Raw genomic sequence first — 17,104 nt, forward strand, 5'->3', positions numbered from 1 at the left:
CGCTGCCGTGAAACGCAAATGGCCGGGCGAGCCCGGCCATTTCAGGAAGCGTATGGAGAGGAGGTCAGTTCGACTTCGGCGCCGTCGCCGCCGGCTGTGCGGCGGCCTGCGGGGCGCGGCCGACGACGACGGTCAGCAGGCCCTGGCCCCAGAGCCGCTTGGCGGCCGCCTTGGCATCGTCCAGCGTCACCGCGTCAACGATGGCATTGCGCTTCTCGATATAGTCGATCGGCAGCTTGTCCTGCTGATATTGCAGCAACGCCTGCGCCAGCTTGGACGAGGTGTCGAGCGCCAACATCTGCGAGCCCTTGAGGTAGGATTTGGCCTCGTCCAGCTCCTTCTGCGTCGGGCCGTCCTCGGCAATGCGGCGCACCTCCTTCTCGATGGCGTCGATGGTGTCGCCGGCGCGGTCGGCGCGGGTGCCGGTATTGCCGATGAAGACCGCCGAATGCTCCATCCAGAGCAGGGATTCGAACACGGAATAGGCGAGGCCGCGCTTCTCGCGCACCTCGCGATAGAGCCGGGAAGACAAGCCGCCGCCGCCGAGGATGTGGTTCACGACATAGGCCGCCATGAAGTTCGGGTCGCTGCGCTTCACGCCGGGGCCGCCGAAGGTGATCACGGTCTGCGGCACGTCGAGCGGCACGAAGGCGCGTTGCGGCGGCTTTGCAGCCTCGACGTCGGGGACTGGCGTCAGATTGCCCTTTGCGGGCAGGCTACCGAAAGTGTGGTCGAGCAGCTTGCCCAGGGTCGCCGGATCGACGTCGCCGACCACCGCGATCTTGAGCCCATCCTTGGCGAGAACGCGGCCGACATAATCCTTCATGTCGGCGACCGTGATGGTCGGCACGCTGTCGAGATTGCCGTTGCTCTGCCGGCTGTAGGGATGATCGCCGAAGGCGACCTCGAGGAACTTACGGCTCGCCAGCGAGGTCGGATTGGTGGTCTCGCGGCGCAGGCCCGAGATGACTTGCGAACGGATACGCTCGACGTCGGCACTGTCGAAATGCGGCGAGGTCAGCGCCATCCTGAGCAGGTCGAAGGCCTCGTCCTTGTTGTCGCGCAGCATGCGCAGGCTGCCGCGAAACGTATCGCGCGTGGCGCTGAAGGAGAGCTCGATGGCGCGGCGGTCGAGCCGTTCGTGGAACGTCTTGGAATCGAGATCACCGGAGCCTTCGTCGAGGAGGTCGCCGACCAGATTGGCGACGCCGGATTTGTCCTTGGGATCCTGCGACGAGCCGCCGACGAAGGAATATTCCATCGCGATCAGCGGCACGGTCGCGTCCTGCACGAACCACGCCTCGATGCCGCCCGGCGAGATCAGGTGCTGGATTTTTGCCGCCGCCTGCGACGGCGAGACGGCAGAGAGCGCGAGTGCCGCGCCGGTGGCAACGGACAATGCAACGCGTCGAAGGAAGGAATAGGTCACGAACGCTTCTCCTCGCGCTTGGCGGTGGCGGTGTCCTTGATCAGATAGCCCGTCACGGAACGCTTCTTCTCGAGCCATTTCTGCGCAGCGGCGCGGACCTGCTCGGCGGTGACGGCGCGGATGCGATCGGGCCAGCTCCTGATGTCCTCGATCGACAGGCCCGTGGTCAGCGCGCCGCCATACCAGCGCGCCAGCACGGCCTGGTTGTCCTGGGCATAGATCGCCTCGGCAATGAGCTGGGTCTTGACCCGTTCCAGATCCTCGGCGCGGATCGGGTTCTGCGCGACGTTGGCGATGACGCCGTCGACCGCCTGCTCCACTTCTGCGAAGCTGACGCCGGGTTTCGGCGCAGCCGAGATCGCGAATTGGGTCGGGTCGAGCGAGATGCTCGAATAGCTGGCGCTGGCGGAGACCGCGAGCGGCTTGTCAACGACGAGGGCGCGGTAGAGATAGGAATTGCTGCCGCTGCCCATCAGCTGCGCCAGCACGTCGAGGGCCGCGCTCTCGCCGGCCGCGGCCGTGGTCGCCGAGGGCACCAGATAGTAGCGCCGCATGCTCGGCTGCTCGACGCGCGGGTCGGCCAGCGTGACGGTGCGCGGGGCGGCGGGCTCCGGCTCCTGCGGACGGACACGTCGCGCCGGGATCGCGGGCTGGGCGGGAATGGAGCCGAAATTGCGCTCGACCAGCGGGCGGATTTCGGCGGCGTCGACGTCGCCGGCGATCACCAGGATCGCGTTGTTCGGCGCATAGAAGCGACGATAGAAGGCGAGCGCATCCTCGCGATCGAGCTTCTCGATCTCCTGGTGCCAGCCGATCACCGGCCGGCCATAGGGATGATTGAGGTAGAGCGCCGCCATGATCTGCTCGTTGAGCCGCGCGTCCGGATTGTTGGCGACGCGCATATTGTACTCTTCGAGCACCACGTCGCGTTCGGGGAGCACGTTCTCGTCCTTGAGGACGAGACCGGTCATGCGATCGGCCTCGAACTCCATCATGGTCGGCAGCTGCTCTTTCGGCACGCGCTGGTAGTAGTTGGTATAATCGACCGAGGTCGAGGCGTTCTCGTTGCCGCCGACGCGAAGCACAGTCTGGGAGAATTCGCCGACGGGATGCTTCGAGGTTCCCTTGAACATCAGGTGCTCGAGGAAATGGGCGAGGCCGGACTTGCCTGGGGTCTCGTCGGCCGAGCCGACCTTGTACCAGATCATCTCGGTGACCACGGGGGTGCGGTGATCCGGGATCACCACGACCTGCATGCCGTTACCGAGCGTGAAGCTGGCGGGTGGGGCCGATGTGACCGTGGTCTGAGCAAGGGCGGCGCCGGCCGAGAGGACACTCGTCGAAAGCAGCGCGGCAAGAAGGCAGGCAGCCGATCGATAAGAGGACATCATGATCCCTGGTGAAAGGTCGAGCCCGGATCTCCGGCTCGGAAGGCACGGCATGGTACACCGTGCGGCTGAGGCTTCGCGTCACGAAGCAGAGAACTCAACGCGTAGGCAAGTTACTGATAGGCAATCTTGAATGGCGTCGGGCGGACATAAGCCGCCGACCCTCGATTCGCGTCGGTCAGAATGTCGCGCAGGAAGGAACGCTATTGTTCCTTCTCCTTGCCGGACATGATATCGTAATACATCCGCCGCGACTTGTCCGGTCCAGCACCATAGGCATAGTTCGGCGACGGCGTCTGGTAGCCCGGCGGCGGCTCGACCAGCGACTGGCGCGGCGGCTCGCTGACGAATTTCTTCTCTTCGGTGGCGTTGCCACCCTTCATCATATTCCACAGACCACCGGAGTAACCGAGTTCGGCGGGGCTGAGTGACGGATTGCCATTGGTACCCGGCTGGATCGGGTCATTGCTTGTCCGGGGCGCTGCGGCGACCTGGCCGGCCTTCATCTCGGCGGGCGTGAGGGGCTGGGCGGCCTGCCAGTTCTCCGTTGCTTTGGTGGCCTTCTTGCGCGCGGCGATGGCCTCCTTGCGGCGCTTCTCGTCGGGATCCTTCGGCCAATTCGGCGCAGCCTTGGCTTCGGTCGCAGGCGGCGGCAGGTCGAGGTTGGGCGGCACGACCAGCGGCGAGCGCTCGCGGTATTCGATGCCCTTCTTCTCCATGCTCTTGGCGCCGAGGCCGGACATCAGATTGTCGATAAGCCTCTCTTCGAAGGTCATATCGTCTTCCTCGTCGTCGTCACCGGCGCGGGCCGCGCCGGTCGACATGACGAGACCGATGCCGAGTGCGACAGCGGACAATTTCAATGCCCGCCAGAAGCCCCACCGGGGATCTCGCATCATCGAACCGCTTGTCATCGCGCTGCGCATCACTTTACCTGTTCCATTCGTGGCAGATTGCCGCTCGCAAGCGGCTCTAACCCACGCAAAAGCAGGGTTCCACCTGCCGGTCCGTATCGGCCGGGATCAGGGCGCTTTTGCGGCGGGTACCCCCAGGAAGGAATCATACAATAGCGCTGCCACCCCAGCAACGATGGCCACGTCCGCAAGGTTAAACACATACCAATTATAGGTATTTCCGGCGATCTCGATGTGGAACAAGGCGAAATCCACCACCGCGCCATAGGCCAGGCGGTCGATGCCATTGCCGATGGCGCCGCCGATGATCAGGCCGAGCGCGACGGTCGCGAGCACAGTGTGCGAGCGGGCCATCCAGATCGCCAGCGCGACCACCGCGATACCTTTGACGGCCATCAGCGCGAGCTGCGCTGCCTGGCTGTCGTTCTGGAGCCAGCCGAAGCTGATGCCGATATTCCAGGCCAGCACTAGGTCGAAGAACGGCGTCACCCGCACCGCGCCGCGATGGGCGAGGTCGAATACGTTCAAGAGCCAGAGCTTCGAGGCCTGGTCGGCCACGAGCGTGACCACGGCCGAGAGGATGCCGGCGCGGAGCGGGGGCATGGCCGACCGATCAGACGCTCACCCCCAGCGCCTTCCATTCGCGCAGCGCCTTCGCGTCGCGCGGGGTGACGTCGGGATATTCAGGGTCCTCGCCGACCGTCGGCGAAATCTTCCAGGAGCGGGCGCATTTGGTGCCGACCGCCTTTTCCACCACGACCGCGACGCCGGGAACGGCATCGAGACGGAATGCACCTGCCGGCGCCTCGCCCTCTCGCACCTCGTAGTTCGAGGTGATGCAGACTTCAGCCAGATCGACGTCGAACAAGGTCGCCAGCATGGCGCGATCGGCGACATGGATTACCGGCGAAGCCTCCAGCGAGGAGCCGATGTTCTTGGCGGCCCGTTCTAGCTCGAGCGCGCCGGTGACGACGCGCCGCACGTTGCGGATCGCCTCCCACTTCGCGGCGAGCTTGTCGTCGCGCAGGTTTTCGAGGTCGGTCGGGAACAGAGTCAGATGCACGGACGGCTCGGCGTCGGGCCGGTACATGCGCCAGGCTTCCTCCGCGGTGAAGCTGAGGATCGGGGCCAGCCATTTCAGGATCGAGGCGCACAACAGGTCGATGGTCGTCAGCGCCGCTTTGCGCGTCAGTGACGACGGCGGATCGCAATAAAGCGTGTCCTTGCGGATGTCGAAGTAGAACGCGGAGAGCTCGCTGTTGAGGAATGCGGACAGGATCGCGACCACGGTCTTGTAGTCGAACTCCTGATAGGCCTTGCCGATCACGGCGGCGCGCACCGCGAGCTCGTGCAGCATGAACCGCTCGAGCTCGGGCATCTCGGCGGGCGCGACTGCGTCGGCCAGCTTGTAATGATGCAGCGTGCCCAGCATCCAGCGCACGGTGTTGCGCAGCTTGCGATAGGTCTCGACCGTGTTCTTCAGGATCTCGGGCCCGATGCGCTGATCGTCGGTGTAGTCGCAGGATGCGACCCAGAGTCTCAAGATGTCGGCGCCGGATTCCTTGATGACGGCCTGCGGCTCGATGGTGTTGCCGAGCGACTTCGACATCTTGCGGCCGTCCTCGGCCTGGGTGAAGCCGTGGGTCAGCACGATGTCGTAAGGAGCGCGGCCGCGCGTGCCGCAGCTCTCCAGCAGTGAGGAGTGGAACCAGCCGCGGTGTTGGTCCGAGCCTTCCAGATACATCACAGTGTCGGTGCCGCCGTCGACCTTGCGCTTGATGCCTGACAGCCCCGGGAAATGCACGGGGTCTTCCAGCACGAAGGCGTGGGTCGAGCCGGAATCGAACCAGACGTCGAGAATGTCGTCGACCTTCTGCCAGTCCTCATTCGCACGCGGGCCGAGGAAGCGCTCGCGCGCGCCCTTCGCGTACCAGGCGTCCGCGCCTTCCTTCTCGAAGGCTTCGCCGATGCGCGCATTGACGGCCTCATCCCGGAGGATCTCGGCGGAGCCGTCGCCCTTCTCGCGCACGAACACGGCGATCGGCACGCCCCAGGCGCGCTGGCGCGAGATCACCCAGTCCGGGCGCGCCTCGATCATGCCGTTGATGCGGTTCTCGCCCGATGGCGGCACCCATTGCGTCACCGATATCGCGTGCAGCGCGCGGGCGCGCAGCGTGTCGCCGCTCTTCGCCTTGCCGCCCTGCGCCACGTCCTTGTCCATCGCGATGAACCATTGCGGCGTGTTGCGGAAGATCACCGGCTTCTTGGAGCGCCAGGAGTGCGGATATTGATGCTTCAGTCGGCCGCGCGCGAGCAGCATGCCTCTGTCGACGAGCGCCTTGATCACGGCCTCGTTGGCGTCGCCCTTCTCGCCCTTGTCGGTGATGACGCGCTTGCCGGCAAAGCCCGGCGCATGATCGGTGTAGGCGCCGTTCTCATCGACGGTGTAGGGGATCGCGGTGTTGATGCCGCGCGCATCGAGATCGCGCGCCTGCGCCATCCAGGCGTCAAAATCCTCGCGGCCATGGCCCGGCGCCGTATGCACGAAGCCGGTGCCGGTGTCGTCGGTGACGTGATCGCCGGGCAGCAGCGGCACGGCGAATTCGTAGCCGCCGGCAAGGCCCCTGAGCGGATGAGCGCATTCGATCGCGTCCATGGTGTCGCCGGGGACGTCACGGACCTTCTCATAGGCGGTCACACGCGCTTGCTTGAACACCTCTTCAGCGAGTGCGTCAGCGAGGATCAGAAGGTCGCCGGTCTTGGCCCAATTGTCCGCGGGCGCGTCCGTGACCTTGTAGAGGCCATAAGCGATCTTCGGCGAGAACGAGATGGCGCGGTTGCCGGGGAGGGTCCAAGGCGTAGTGGTCCAAATCACGACGCTCGCGGAGGCAAGCGCCCCGTGCGCTGGCGAGGCCACCGGGAATTTCACCCAGACCATGTCGGAGGTGTAGTCCTCGTACTCCACTTCGGCTTCGGCCAGCGCGGTCTTCTCGACCACGCTCCACATCACCGGCTTGGAGCCGCGATAGAGCGTGCCGTTGGCGGCGAACTTCATCAGCTCGCGCGCGATCTGGGCTTCGGCGGGATAGCTCATGGTGGCGTAGGGATGGTCCCAGTCACCGATCACCCCCAGGCGCTTGAACTCCTCGCGCTGCACGCCGAGCCAGTGCGTGGCATAGCCGCGGCACTCTTTCCGGAAATCGATCATTGCGGCAGAGTCGCGGAAGTCCGGCTTCTGCTTGCCCTTCTTGCGATAGTGCTCCTCCTCGACCTTCCACTCGATCGGCAGGCCGTGGCAGTCCCAGCCCGGCACGTAGTTGGAATCGAAGCCGAGCATCTGCTGGCTCTTGGTGACGAGATCCTTCAGGATCTTGTTCAGCGCCGTGCCGATATGGATGTTGCCGTTGGCGTAGGGCGGGCCGTCGTGCAGCACGAACTTGGCGCGGCCCTTCGCACTCTCGCGCAGCTTCTCGTAGAGGCCGATCTCGTACCAGCGCTTGAGGATCTCCGGCTCGCGCTGCGGCAGGCCGGCGCGCATCGGGAATTCGGTCTGCGGCAGGAACAGGGTTTTCGAATAGTCTTTGATTTCAGACTTTTGGGACTTTTGCGGCTTTTCGGACATGAGGCTGACTGGCTCGGAGGGGCGCGGGGAACGGCTGGCGATGCGGAATCGCGGGTGAAACGACAAAATCCCGGTCTTGCGCCGAGCCTTTAGGCTCAGGCGGAAGCCGGGCCGCTAATCCCTATGATGCGCCGCGCAAACATGGGCTCTCCATAGCAGGGGGGCGGAGGAAGCGCAAAGGTCCGGGCAGCCCCCGGTTTCGGGCTCAATCGATCGCCCCAAGCCTCGGAAACGCGTCCGGGGCGGCGGCCAGGATGGCGCGGGCGCGGGCGGAATCGTCGTCCATCTGGCGGATCAGGCCCTCCAGGCTGTCGAATTTCAGCTCCTCGCGGATGAAGCCGATGAAAGCGCAGTCGAGCGCCTGCCCGTAAAGGTCGCCCTTGAAGTCGAACAGGAAGATTTCCAGCAGCGGGGCGCCATTATCGAAGGTCGGGCGGCGGCCGAAGCTGGCCACCCCATCCAGGCGCTCGGTCCCCCGGCCGACCCGCACCGCGTAGATGCCGTGCTTGAGGCCGCAATTGGCGTCCAGGCGGATGTTGGCGGTGGGATAGCCGAGGTCGCGGCCGCGCTTCTCGCCATGGATGACTTCGCCGGTGATGAACCAGGGCGCGCCCAGCATGGTGATGGCTTGGTCGAGCTGGCCCTCAGCGAGGGCGATCCGGATGGCGCTGGAGGAGACCGGCCGTTCGTCGATATCGACATGCGGTTGCACGTCGACCTCGATGCCGAGCCGGGGCGCTTCGTTGACGAGAAGGCTCGGCGAGCCGACCCGTCCCTTGCCGAAATGGAAGTCGTAGCCGACCGCGATGCCGCTGACCCCGAGACGCCCGATCAGGTCATGGTGAATGAAATCTTGCGCGCTGGTTCCGGCACGTGCCTTGTCGAAGGTCATGACCACGGCGCCGGCAAGGCCGGTGCCGGCCAAAAGCCGCAGCTTGGCCCGCTCGTCCGTTAGGCGGAATTGCGGGGTGTTGGGGCTGAAAAACCGCCGCGGATGCGGCTCGAAGGTCAATGCCAGCGCAGGTCGGCCATGCGCCCGGCCCATCTCCAAGGCAGCCGCAATCACGGCGCGATGGCCGAGATGAACGCCATCGAAATTGCCCATGGCGACCACGGCGCCCCTCGGAATGGCGGAATCCGGCGTTGTGTCGCGGATAACGGTAAAAGGCGGAGCCATCAGGGGAATTCTCGAACCGGGCAGGACCGGCCCGGACCGTGGCGCGACCGGCCTGACGAAGTCAAGCGGGGGCAGCGCCGACATTGAACACGATTTCAATCCTTCGGAGGTGTCCGCAGTTAACGCGCTGTTTAACGCCTTGATGCTAGTCCTTGAGACGTGGAACTGCCGGGCTCCCGCCTGGCGGGTCCGATCGTAATGTTCCTGGGTATGCGTTGGGGGAGTCGAGATGGCGGTTGATTTGTCGATGCCGGTTCTGGTGGTGGATGATTACAGCACCATGATCCGTATCATCCGGAATCTGCTGAAGCAGCTTGGCTTCGAGAATATCGATGATGCCAGCGACGGTTCGGCAGCGCTGAACAAGATGCGTGGCAAGAAGTACGGGCTCGTGATCTCCGATTGGAACATGGAGCCGATGACGGGTTATGACCTCCTGCGCGAGGTCCGCGCGGATCCGAACCTCGCCACCACGCCATTCATCATGATCACGGCGGAATCCAAGACCGAGAACGTGATCGCGGCCAAGAAGGCTGGCGTGAACAACTACATTGTCAAGCCGTTCAATGCGGCGACGCTGAAGACGAAGATCGAGGCGGTCTTCCCGGACATGGCCAGCGCGTAAGGCGCTTTCGTGTCCCGGACGCAGCGCGGCACGTTAGTGACGCGACGCTGAGCCGGGACCCGGTCTATCCACGGCAACACTTGCGGCTTCTGGGCCCCGGGCTATGCAGCTCTTCGAGCTGCGTCCGGGGCACGATATTTTCTACCACTTCAATTCGCGCATCAGCGCCTTCGGCGGGTGGCCGAACAATTCCATCACCGATGTCGGGTCGAGCTGGTCGAGACCCTCGAACTCCTCGGCATGGATGCCGCGCGTCACGAACAGGCAGTCGATGCCGAATTCGCGCGCGCCGGTGAGGTCGGTGCGGACGGAATCGCCGATCGCCAGCACCTTCTTGCGATCGATCTGATGGCCCTGGCGTTCGCCGGCGAGCGCCATGGCGCGCTCGTAGATCGGGCGGTGCGGCTTGCCGTAGAAGATCACCTCGCCGCCGAACTCGCGGTAGAGCTCCGCGATGGCGCCGGCGCAATAGATCAGCCGGTCGCCGCGTTCCACCACGATGTCGGGGTTGGCGCAGACCAGCGTCAGCTTGCGCTCGCGCGCCTTCAGCATCATGCCGCGATAGTCTTCCGCCGTCTCGGTCTCGTCGTCATAGAGGCCGGTGCAGACGATGTAATCGGCTTCCTCCAGCGGCGCAGTCTTCGCATCGAGGCCGCGGTAGATCGAGTTGTCGCGCTCGGGGCCGAGCCAGAACATCTTGCGGCCGGGATGCTCGGCGACATAGAGCCGAGTCAGGTCGCCTGACGATACGATCGCGTCATAGGTCTCATCCGGAACGCCGAGCTTGCGCAATTGCCGCTGCACGGAGTCGGCCGGGCGCGGCGCGTTGGTGATCAGGATCACCGTACCGCCGCGGCTGCGATAGGTGTGCAGCGCCTCGCAGGCTTCGGGGAAGGATTCCAGGCCGTTATGGACGACGCCCCAGATGTCGCTGAGCACGACGTCGACACCGCCCACGAGCTCGCGCAGGCCTTCGGCAAAATGCAGCGCGGTCATGATGCGCGCGGCCGATCAGATACGGCGCGCGAGCGCCGCGTTGCCGGTGATGCGTTGTGGCGGAGGCGCAGAAGAAGTCGCGCCTGAGCTTTGTGTGCCGGAGCCATGAGGTCCCTGAATGTCTTTCGCCTGGTTCGGCGAGGCCCCGGCGGTAGCAGATGCCCCCTCCGGCCGCAATGGCCGGGGCGGCGCGAACAGGAATCCCTGGCCGAAGCGTACGTCGTAGTCGAGCAGATCGACCACGGCGCGCTCGCCCTCGATCCGCTCGGCGATCAGGTCGATGCCGAAGCGGCCGAGCAGGTCCGAGAGGTCGGACGGATGGATGTCGGAGGTCGAGGCCTGCCTGGGGTCGAGCAGCAGCGTGGCCGGCACCTTGATGAAGCGTACCCCGCGATCGGCCAGCTCGCGCGGCTCGATCCTGAGATCCGTGACATGGTCGATCGAGAAGCGGAAGCCGCGCTGGGCGAGCGCGGCGAGGTTCTCGGTCTCGGCCGGGCCGAGATTGCGGAACGTCGACTGCTTGAACTCCAGCACCAGGGATGGCGCCAGCGCGCGGTTGGCTTCGAGGAAGTCGAGGCATTGCGTGAAGGTGGTGGAATTGCCGAGCGTGGAGGCCGCGACGTTGCAGAACACGCCGACGTCCTTGTTGCGTACCATCAGGCGCCGCAGCACCTGCACGCAGCGCAACATCACCATGTTGTCGATGCGCCCGATCAGCCCGGAGGCTTCCGCGACGCTGATGAACTCCTCGGCGGCGATCAGCTGGTCGCGCTCGTCGCGCAAGCGTGTCACCGCCTCGTAGAACCGCACCTTGCGCTGCGGCAGCGTCACCATCGGCTGCAGGAAGATGTCGATGCGGTTCTCGTCGATCGCATTGCGCAGCGTCGCCAGCAACTGGGTCTGGTTGCGTCCAGTGCCGGTCTGAACCGGGTTGGCGGTTTGGACCTGAACCGCCGGTGCCGGCCGCGGCGGCACGGAAAGCGGAGGAGGGGCGACCGGCTTCTCCTCCTCGAAGGGAGCGGCCAAATCGACCGGCGTCTCCGGCTCGGGCCTCGTGACCGGGGCGGGAGCCGGCGCGTTGCCGGCCAGCAGATCCTCATGGGCAGACACGGTGGTGGCGAGCTGCCTGACCAATCCGCCCAGTTCGTTGATCTCGCCGATGACCGACTGGACGCGGTCGGAATTGGTCGAATTGGACGAGGCGATGCGGCCCTCGAGCGCTGCAAGCCGGCGGCCGAACTCGGCCACCTGGCGGGCGAGGTCGGCAGTGCCCCGCGAGAGGTCGGCAATCTGGCCACCGACGTCGCTGCGGTCGCGCAGCCGCATCGACACCGCGTTGTAGAGGATCAGGAAGGTCAGCGCGGTCAGCGCCACGATCGCCGATTCCGTTCCGCTGATGCCGGCGACCGAATAGAGCACGAGCCCGAGCGAGGCCGCGACCAGGACCATGCAGATGGCGATGAAGATCGTCGAAATGCGAATCATGCCGCGCGTTCGCCTCAAGAGCTGGCTGCCTCACCCGGGAAAACACGGGCCGCGTCCGAACCCGTCACGCCTCATGCTCCCCGAAGCATGCATGACCCTAACATCATTGTTGATTCGAGGGGATAGTGACTGTCTCGCAGCCTCTGTCAGGCCCGCGCGGCGAAAGCAGTCGAGGCAGCTGGTCAGGGGCGAGCTTGATGGTCATGCAGTTCGCGGCTCGGGATCGAGCAGGAAATCCTCGAACTGAAACGTTACACCTCCTCCCCGGCTCCCGCGCGGAAATCAAGGCGCTCTCAGCGTAAAATCACGCTGCCCTCAAGGCCAGCGAGCCGCATGCGCCCTATCGTCCCGGCGTTTTCAACCGCAGGAGACTGCCATGTCGACATCCGCCGCGCTCAAGCCAGCTCCAACCCAACCTGATCTTGCCGCCGTCAAGCAGCGCCAGCACGGCGCCTGGTCGTCGGGCGACTATGCCGTGGTCGGCACCACCTTGCAGATCGTCGGCGAACAGCTCTGTGAGGCGATCGACTTACGCGCTGGCAGCAAGGTGCTCGACGTTGCCGCCGGCAACGGCAATGCGACACTGGCGGCGGCGCGGCGCTGGTGCGACGTCACATCCACCGATTACGTGCCGGCGCTGCTCAAGCGCGGGCGCGAGCGCGCGGCGGCCGAACATCTCATGATCGAGTTCCGCGAGGCGGATGCCGAAGCGCTGCCGTTTGCCGAAGCCAGCTACGACGTCGTGCTCTCGACTTCGGTGTGATGTTCACGCCGGATCAGGACAAGGCCGCCTCCGAGCTCGCGCGGGTCTGCAAGTCCGGCGGCAAGATCGGCCTCGCCAACTGGACGCCGCAAGGTTTCATCGGCCAGCTGTTCAAGACCATCGGCAGGCATCTGCCGCCGCCGGCGGGGGTGAAGTCACCAGCGTTGTGGGGCACGGCGGCGCGACTGGAAGGGATGTTCGCAAGCCAGGCTTCCGAGATCGCCGCCGAGCCACGCATGTTCGTGTTCCGCTACCGCTCGCCGGACCATTGGCTCGAAATCTTCAAGACCTTCTATGGGCCTACGCTGAAGGCGTTTGCCGCGCTCGACGAGAGCGGCCAGGCCGCGCTGACGCGCGATCTCCTGGCGCTGCTCGGGGAGTTCAACCACGCCGACGACGGCACGATCGTCGTGCACAGCGAATATCTGGAAGCCGTGATCACCAAGCGCTGACAGCGCCTGAGATGCGGTCAGGCCGGCCTCCGGCCTGACCGCCATTGATTCAAAATGGCGCGGTGGCGCCGACCGTGTCGGCCGAAACGGCTTCGCGGCTGCCGAGCGGCTTCGGCCGTCCGGTGGTGGTGTCGCGCAGGGTCTGGCGCTCGATCTCCGAGTTCAGCTCGGCGCCGAACATGATGACGATCGCTGACATCCACATCCACATCATCAGGCCGATCGCAGCGCCCAGAGAGCCGTAGGTCGCGTTGTAATTGGCGAATTCCGAGAGGTACCAGGAGAGCAGGGCCGAGCCGGCGATCCAGAGGATGGCCGCCGTCACCGCACCAAGGCTCAGCCATTGCCATCGCGGGGCGTCGCGGCTCGGGGCGAAGCGGTAGAGGATGGCGAGCGCCACGAGCAGGATCAGGAACAGCAGCGGCCATCGGGCCAACGCCACGATCAATTTGCTTTCGGGCGCCATGCCGAGATGGTTGAGCGCGAGCGGGAAGGCGACGACAGCCCCCACCATCAACAGCAGCGCCGCGACGGCGCCGACAGTGAAGGCCAGCGAGACCATGTTCAGCCGGATGAAGCTGCGTTTCTCGCGTTCCTCATAGGCGACATTGAGGGCATCGAAGATCGCCTTGACCCCGGCATTGGCGCTCCAGATCGCAAGCAGAAAGCCGAACAGGAAGGTCGCCCCCAGCGCCGTGTTGCCCTTCGAGACCACGCGCCCGACCTGCTCCTCGACGATCTGGAACGTGCCTTGCGGCAGCATCATCGCCAGCTTCTGGAGGTTGGCGCTGATCGTCGCGGGATCGGCGAACAGGCCATAGGAAGAGACCACCGCGGTGACTGCGGGGAAGATCGCGAGCAGCCCGAAGAAGACGACGCCGCCCGCCGTCGCGAGCAGGCGATCCTCGTCGATACGCTGATAGGTCCGCCAGAAAATATCCTTCCAGCCCGACCAGGGGATTTCGAATGGACTTTTCGCCCGGCGGCCACGGCCGGGTTGCACGGCGGCGTTCGCCGGGTGCGTTTCCGGTGAATTCGCTTCGGCTCTGCGGTGGTCCTGCGGAGGCCCCAACCGGATCCGGCCGGAATCCTGAAAGTAGCGCTCCGCCGTCAGCACGAAGATGGCCGTCGCCGCGACCAGCAGCCAGGAGTCGATCGGTTCGGAGCGCCGCGCCAGCATCATGCCCTCAGCTTGCGCCTGTGGCGCCGCCGGCGAGCGGCCGTCAGCCCGACCAGGCCGACGGCTGCGAGCATCAAGCCAAGTTGCACGGGCCGGTTGGCGCGGACCGGCCAGCTGCTGTTGCCATAAGGTTTACTGCCGTGACCGCGTTCGCCCGGCGCGAGCGGCGCGAGGGGAATCGTCGTTGCGACCTCCTTCACCGCCTGCTTGACCGTTCCACGTGGGATTCGCGGCGTCGCGACCGCCACGCGCAGACGGCTCGCAAGCGGCACGATCGGCTTGGGCTTGCGCCTCATCTGCGCCATCGCCACCCCGGCACAGACCGCAGCCAACACCAGCAGCACTGCGCCGACCGCGCCAAAACCCCAGAATTGCCCGTAAGCGATCGCGATCCAGCGGTACAGGGCGATCAGCCCGACGAAAAGTGCCGCGACAACGAACAGGGCCGCGACCGCGAACAGTCCGCCGGCCACCGCGTAAGATGTCACCTTGCCCGTTGCCTGGCTGGTCTGGTCACGCAGATAGGATTGAGCGGCGCGTTTGAGGTGATTGAGCTTGAGCGCCACGCCGGCGCGCAGCAATTCGCCCGATGGCGCGAGCATGCGGACATCCTCCGAGAGCGAAAAAATGCATTGGAGGATGAACGTGGCGCTATTTGACTTGTTCCGAGGACGCGCGCGCGTCGCAGAGGCTCAGCCGAGATCAGCGGCTGCGATCCAGAACACCTCGCCCTCGGAATCTTCGGTGTCGAGCCAGAGCAGCGGCAAGTCCGGAAAGGCCTCGTCGGCCAGCTCGCGGCCGCGGCCGATCTCGCAGATCAGCCCGCCGTCCGGCGTCAGGTGATCGGGCGCATCGCGCAGGATGCGGCGCACCACGTCGAGACCGTCGGCGCCGCCGTCGAAGGCGAGCTTCGGTTCGGCCCGGCACTCCGGCGGCAACGCCGCCATGCCCTCGGCATCGACGTAAGGCGGGTTGGTGATGATCAGGTCGTATCTGTTGTCGCCGAGCGGGCCGAACAGGTCGCCGCGATACAGGCTGATCCGGTCCGCGAGCCCGTATTCGTCGACATTGCGGGCGGCGACTTCCAGTGCACCCTTGGAGATATCGACGGCATCGACGGTGGCGTTCGGGAAATGATGCGCGGCGAGGATCGCGAGGCATCCCGATCCCGTGCAGAGATCGAGCACGCGCGCGACGGCCGTGGGATCATCGATCAGCGAGCCCGCATCGCCTTCACCGCCGAAATGCGAATCCAGGAGCTCGCCGATGAAGGAGCGCGGAACGATGACGCGCTCGTCGACATAGAAGGGCAGGCCGCGCATATAGATCTTGTTGACGAGATAGGCGGCCGGTTTGCGCGTCGTGACGCGCTGATGAATCAAATCGAGGATGGCCTTGCCTTCCACTGCGGTGACGCGCGCGTTGGCAAAGATATCGAATTGTTCGGGATTGAGATGCAGCGCCTCGCAGATCAGGAAGGCGGCTTCCGCGACTGGGTCGGTGGTGCCGTGGGCAAAGGCGAGCCTGGCTTCGACGAATCGGCTCACGGCATAGCGAACGAAGTCGAGCAGCGTGACAAGCTCGCCGGGCCCCACCTTTGCAAGCTTCGGCGCGGCGCGGCCGCGCGCGGTCTTTTTAGCAGCTTTTGCCATCAGGATTTGGTCCAGCGCGCGGCGGCCTCGTCGTCACGGGCGTGGGTCTCGACCCAGCCGGTGCCGGTGGCGCTCTCTTCCTTCTTCCAGAACGGCGCGCTGGTCTTGAGATAGTCCATCAGGAACTCGGCCGCCTGGAATGCGGCCTGGCGGTGCTGCGAGGCGGTCAGCACCAGCACGATGTTCTGGCCCGGCATAAGGCGGCCGACGCGGTGAATCACCGTGACGCCATTCAGCGGCCAACGCGAGGTCGCCTCGTCGACATGGCGCTTGATCTCCTCTTCCGCCATGCCCGGATAATGTTCGAGCGTGAGCGCGGCGATCTTCGCGCTATCCTCGTCGGCCCGGCAAATGCCGGAGAAGCTCACGACCGCGCCGATGTCGGTGCGGCTCTTGGTCAGGACCACGATCTCGCGCGCGATGTCGAAATCGTCTTCCTGGATGCGGATGGTGACGGGGCAGGTCATGAGTCTAGCCGCCGGTCATCGGCGGGAAGAACGCGATCTCGCGGGCGCCCGCGATCGCGGCGTCTGATTTGACGTGGGCGCGGTCGATCGCGGCGCGGATCACCTTCGGCTTCTCGAACGCATACGCATAGGCCTCGCTTTGGCCGGAGAGCCAGGCGATCAGCTCCTCGACGGTGCGCACGCTCGCGGGCGGCTCAATCGTCTCTTCGGCCTTGCCGACGCGTTCGCGCACCCAGGCGAAATACTTCACCTTCATCCCTCGTCCTCCTTGATGAGGTGATGGATGCCGGCGCGGAAATAGTCGTAGCCGGTGTACATGGTGAGGATCGCCGAAGCCCACAGCAGCGCGAGGCCAATCATCGAGACGACCGGCACGACCTCGTCCCCGGCTGGGCCGGCGAGCAGGAAGCCGATGGCGACGAGCTGGACCGTGGTCTTCCATTTGGCGAGCTTGGTCACGGGCACGCTGACGCGCAGCGCGGCGAGGTATTCGCGCAGGCCCGAGACCAGGATCTCGCGGCACAGGATCACGATGGCGGCCCACAGCGACCAGCCGTGGATGATGCCGTCCGCGGCCAGCATCAGCAGGCAGGAGGCAACCAGCAGCTTGTCGGCGATCGGGTCGAGCATCCGGCCGAACGCCGATTGCTGATTCCAGATCCGCGCATAATAGCCGTCGAGGTAATCGGTCACCCCGGCCGCGATGAAAAGGGCGACGGCGAGCCAGCGCAGCCAGAGCGGCTGATCCAGAATCGACTGCGCATAGATGCATCCGACCACGACCGGGATCGCGGCGATCCGGCCATAGGTCAGGATGTTGGGGAGGGACATCGCGCGGCTGGTGGTCCCTCGTGTCGTGGCGATGTTCATCCGTCCTACCAATACCGCTCGAGCCCCAAGGTCAACCGTTCCGCTCCCCAGATGGGCGCAGGATGCAACGACCATATGACCGCG

At 65.3% G+C, this 17,104-nt stretch carries 15 protein-coding genes and 1 pseudogene; 2 read left to right on the forward strand and 14 right to left on the reverse strand.

What is annotated here, in order from left to right:
- Nucleotides 1-64: 64 nt before the first annotated feature.
- From P6U29_RS06385 to P6U29_RS06410, 6 genes are all read right to left on the reverse strand, one after another.
- Complete coding sequence (locus tag P6U29_RS06385; protein ID WP_407116820.1) at nt 65-1,429, reverse strand: M16 family metallopeptidase; 1,365 nt, start codon at nt 1,427-1,429, stop codon at nt 65-67.
- On the reverse strand, nt 1,426-2,820 hold the full coding sequence (locus P6U29_RS06390; RefSeq protein WP_407116821.1) for a M16 family metallopeptidase: 1,395 nt from the start codon (nt 2,818-2,820) through the stop codon (nt 1,426-1,428). Before P6U29_RS06390 ends, P6U29_RS06385 begins: the two co-directional genes overlap by 4 nt.
- Before the next feature lie 200 nt (nt 2,821-3,020).
- On the reverse strand, nt 3,021-3,743 hold the full coding sequence (locus tag P6U29_RS06395; protein ID WP_407119257.1) for a hypothetical protein: 723 nt from the start codon (nt 3,741-3,743) through the stop codon (nt 3,021-3,023).
- Between the two features lie 96 nt (nt 3,744-3,839).
- Nucleotides 3,840-4,334 (reverse strand): signal peptidase II, encoded by a 495-nt coding sequence (gene lspA, locus P6U29_RS06400; RefSeq protein WP_407116822.1) that lies wholly within the window; start codon nt 4,332-4,334, stop codon nt 3,840-3,842.
- Between the two features lie 10 nt (nt 4,335-4,344).
- A complete protein-coding gene (gene ileS, locus P6U29_RS06405; protein WP_407116823.1) occupies nt 4,345-7,353 on the reverse strand; it encodes an isoleucine--tRNA ligase in 3,009 nt (1,002 codons plus the stop codon).
- A gap of 205 nt (nt 7,354-7,558) precedes the next feature.
- Nucleotides 7,559-8,530 (reverse strand): bifunctional riboflavin kinase/FAD synthetase, encoded by a 972-nt coding sequence (locus P6U29_RS06410; RefSeq protein WP_407116824.1) that lies wholly within the window; start codon nt 8,528-8,530, stop codon nt 7,559-7,561.
- A 229-nt stretch (nt 8,531-8,759) separates the two neighbouring features.
- On the opposite strand from P6U29_RS06410, the gene P6U29_RS06415 reads away from it, so the two are divergent.
- On the forward strand, nt 8,760-9,155 hold the full coding sequence (locus P6U29_RS06415) for a response regulator (RefSeq protein ID WP_008567674.1): 396 nt from the start codon (nt 8,760-8,762) through the stop codon (nt 9,153-9,155).
- A gap of 141 nt (nt 9,156-9,296) precedes the next feature.
- On the opposite strand, the gene P6U29_RS06420 is transcribed toward P6U29_RS06415, so the two are convergent.
- Nucleotides 9,297-10,151 carry a TIGR01459 family HAD-type hydrolase gene (locus P6U29_RS06420; protein WP_407116825.1) on the reverse strand — a complete coding sequence of 285 codons (855 nt, stop codon included), beginning with the start codon at nt 10,149-10,151 and terminating at the stop codon, nt 9,297-9,299.
- A 15-nt stretch (nt 10,152-10,166) separates the two neighbouring features.
- Entirely contained in the window at nt 10,167-11,636 is a 1,470-nt protein-coding gene (locus P6U29_RS06425) for an EAL domain-containing protein (protein ID WP_407116827.1), read from the reverse strand.
- Nucleotides 11,637-12,012: 376 nt separating this feature from the next.
- Between P6U29_RS06425 and P6U29_RS06430 the strand changes: the two are divergent.
- Nucleotides 12,013-12,851 (forward strand): annotated as a pseudogene (locus tag P6U29_RS06430) (class I SAM-dependent methyltransferase).
- A 49-nt stretch (nt 12,852-12,900) separates the two neighbouring features.
- Here P6U29_RS06430 and P6U29_RS06435 read toward each other — a convergent pair.
- The 6 genes from P6U29_RS06435 to pgsA all read right to left on the reverse strand — a co-directional run bounded on the left by P6U29_RS06435 (nt 12,901) and on the right by pgsA (nt 17,020).
- Complete coding sequence (locus P6U29_RS06435; RefSeq protein WP_407116828.1) at nt 12,901-14,031, reverse strand: YihY/virulence factor BrkB family protein; 1,131 nt, start codon at nt 14,029-14,031, stop codon at nt 12,901-12,903.
- Entirely contained in the window at nt 14,031-14,633 is a 603-nt protein-coding gene (locus P6U29_RS06440) for a phage holin family protein (protein WP_407116829.1), read from the reverse strand. The genes P6U29_RS06435 and P6U29_RS06440 overlap by 1 nt, the downstream gene beginning before the upstream one ends.
- A gap of 90 nt (nt 14,634-14,723) precedes the next feature.
- On the reverse strand, nt 14,724-15,683 hold the full coding sequence (gene prmB / locus P6U29_RS06445; protein WP_407116830.1) for a 50S ribosomal protein L3 N(5)-glutamine methyltransferase: 960 nt from the start codon (nt 15,681-15,683) through the stop codon (nt 14,724-14,726).
- Nucleotides 15,683-16,150, reverse strand: coding sequence for a molybdenum cofactor biosynthesis protein MoaE (locus P6U29_RS06450; protein WP_407116831.1), 468 nt, complete (start codon nt 16,148-16,150; stop codon nt 15,683-15,685). The genes prmB and P6U29_RS06450 overlap by 1 nt, the downstream gene beginning before the upstream one ends.
- Before the next feature lie 4 nt (nt 16,151-16,154).
- Nucleotides 16,155-16,406 carry a molybdopterin converting factor subunit 1 gene (moaD, locus tag P6U29_RS06455; protein WP_407116832.1) on the reverse strand — a complete coding sequence of 84 codons (252 nt, stop codon included), beginning with the start codon at nt 16,404-16,406 and terminating at the stop codon, nt 16,155-16,157.
- Nucleotides 16,403-17,020, reverse strand: coding sequence for a CDP-diacylglycerol--glycerol-3-phosphate 3-phosphatidyltransferase (pgsA, locus tag P6U29_RS06460; RefSeq protein ID WP_122400988.1), 618 nt, complete (start codon nt 17,018-17,020; stop codon nt 16,403-16,405). The genes moaD and pgsA overlap by 4 nt, the downstream gene beginning before the upstream one ends.
- Nucleotides 17,021-17,104 lie beyond the last annotated feature (84 nt).

The sequence above is a fragment of the Bradyrhizobium sp. LMG 9283 genome, assembly GCF_045571415.1.
In the GTDB taxonomy this organism is placed as follows: domain Bacteria; phylum Pseudomonadota; class Alphaproteobacteria; order Rhizobiales; family Xanthobacteraceae; genus Bradyrhizobium.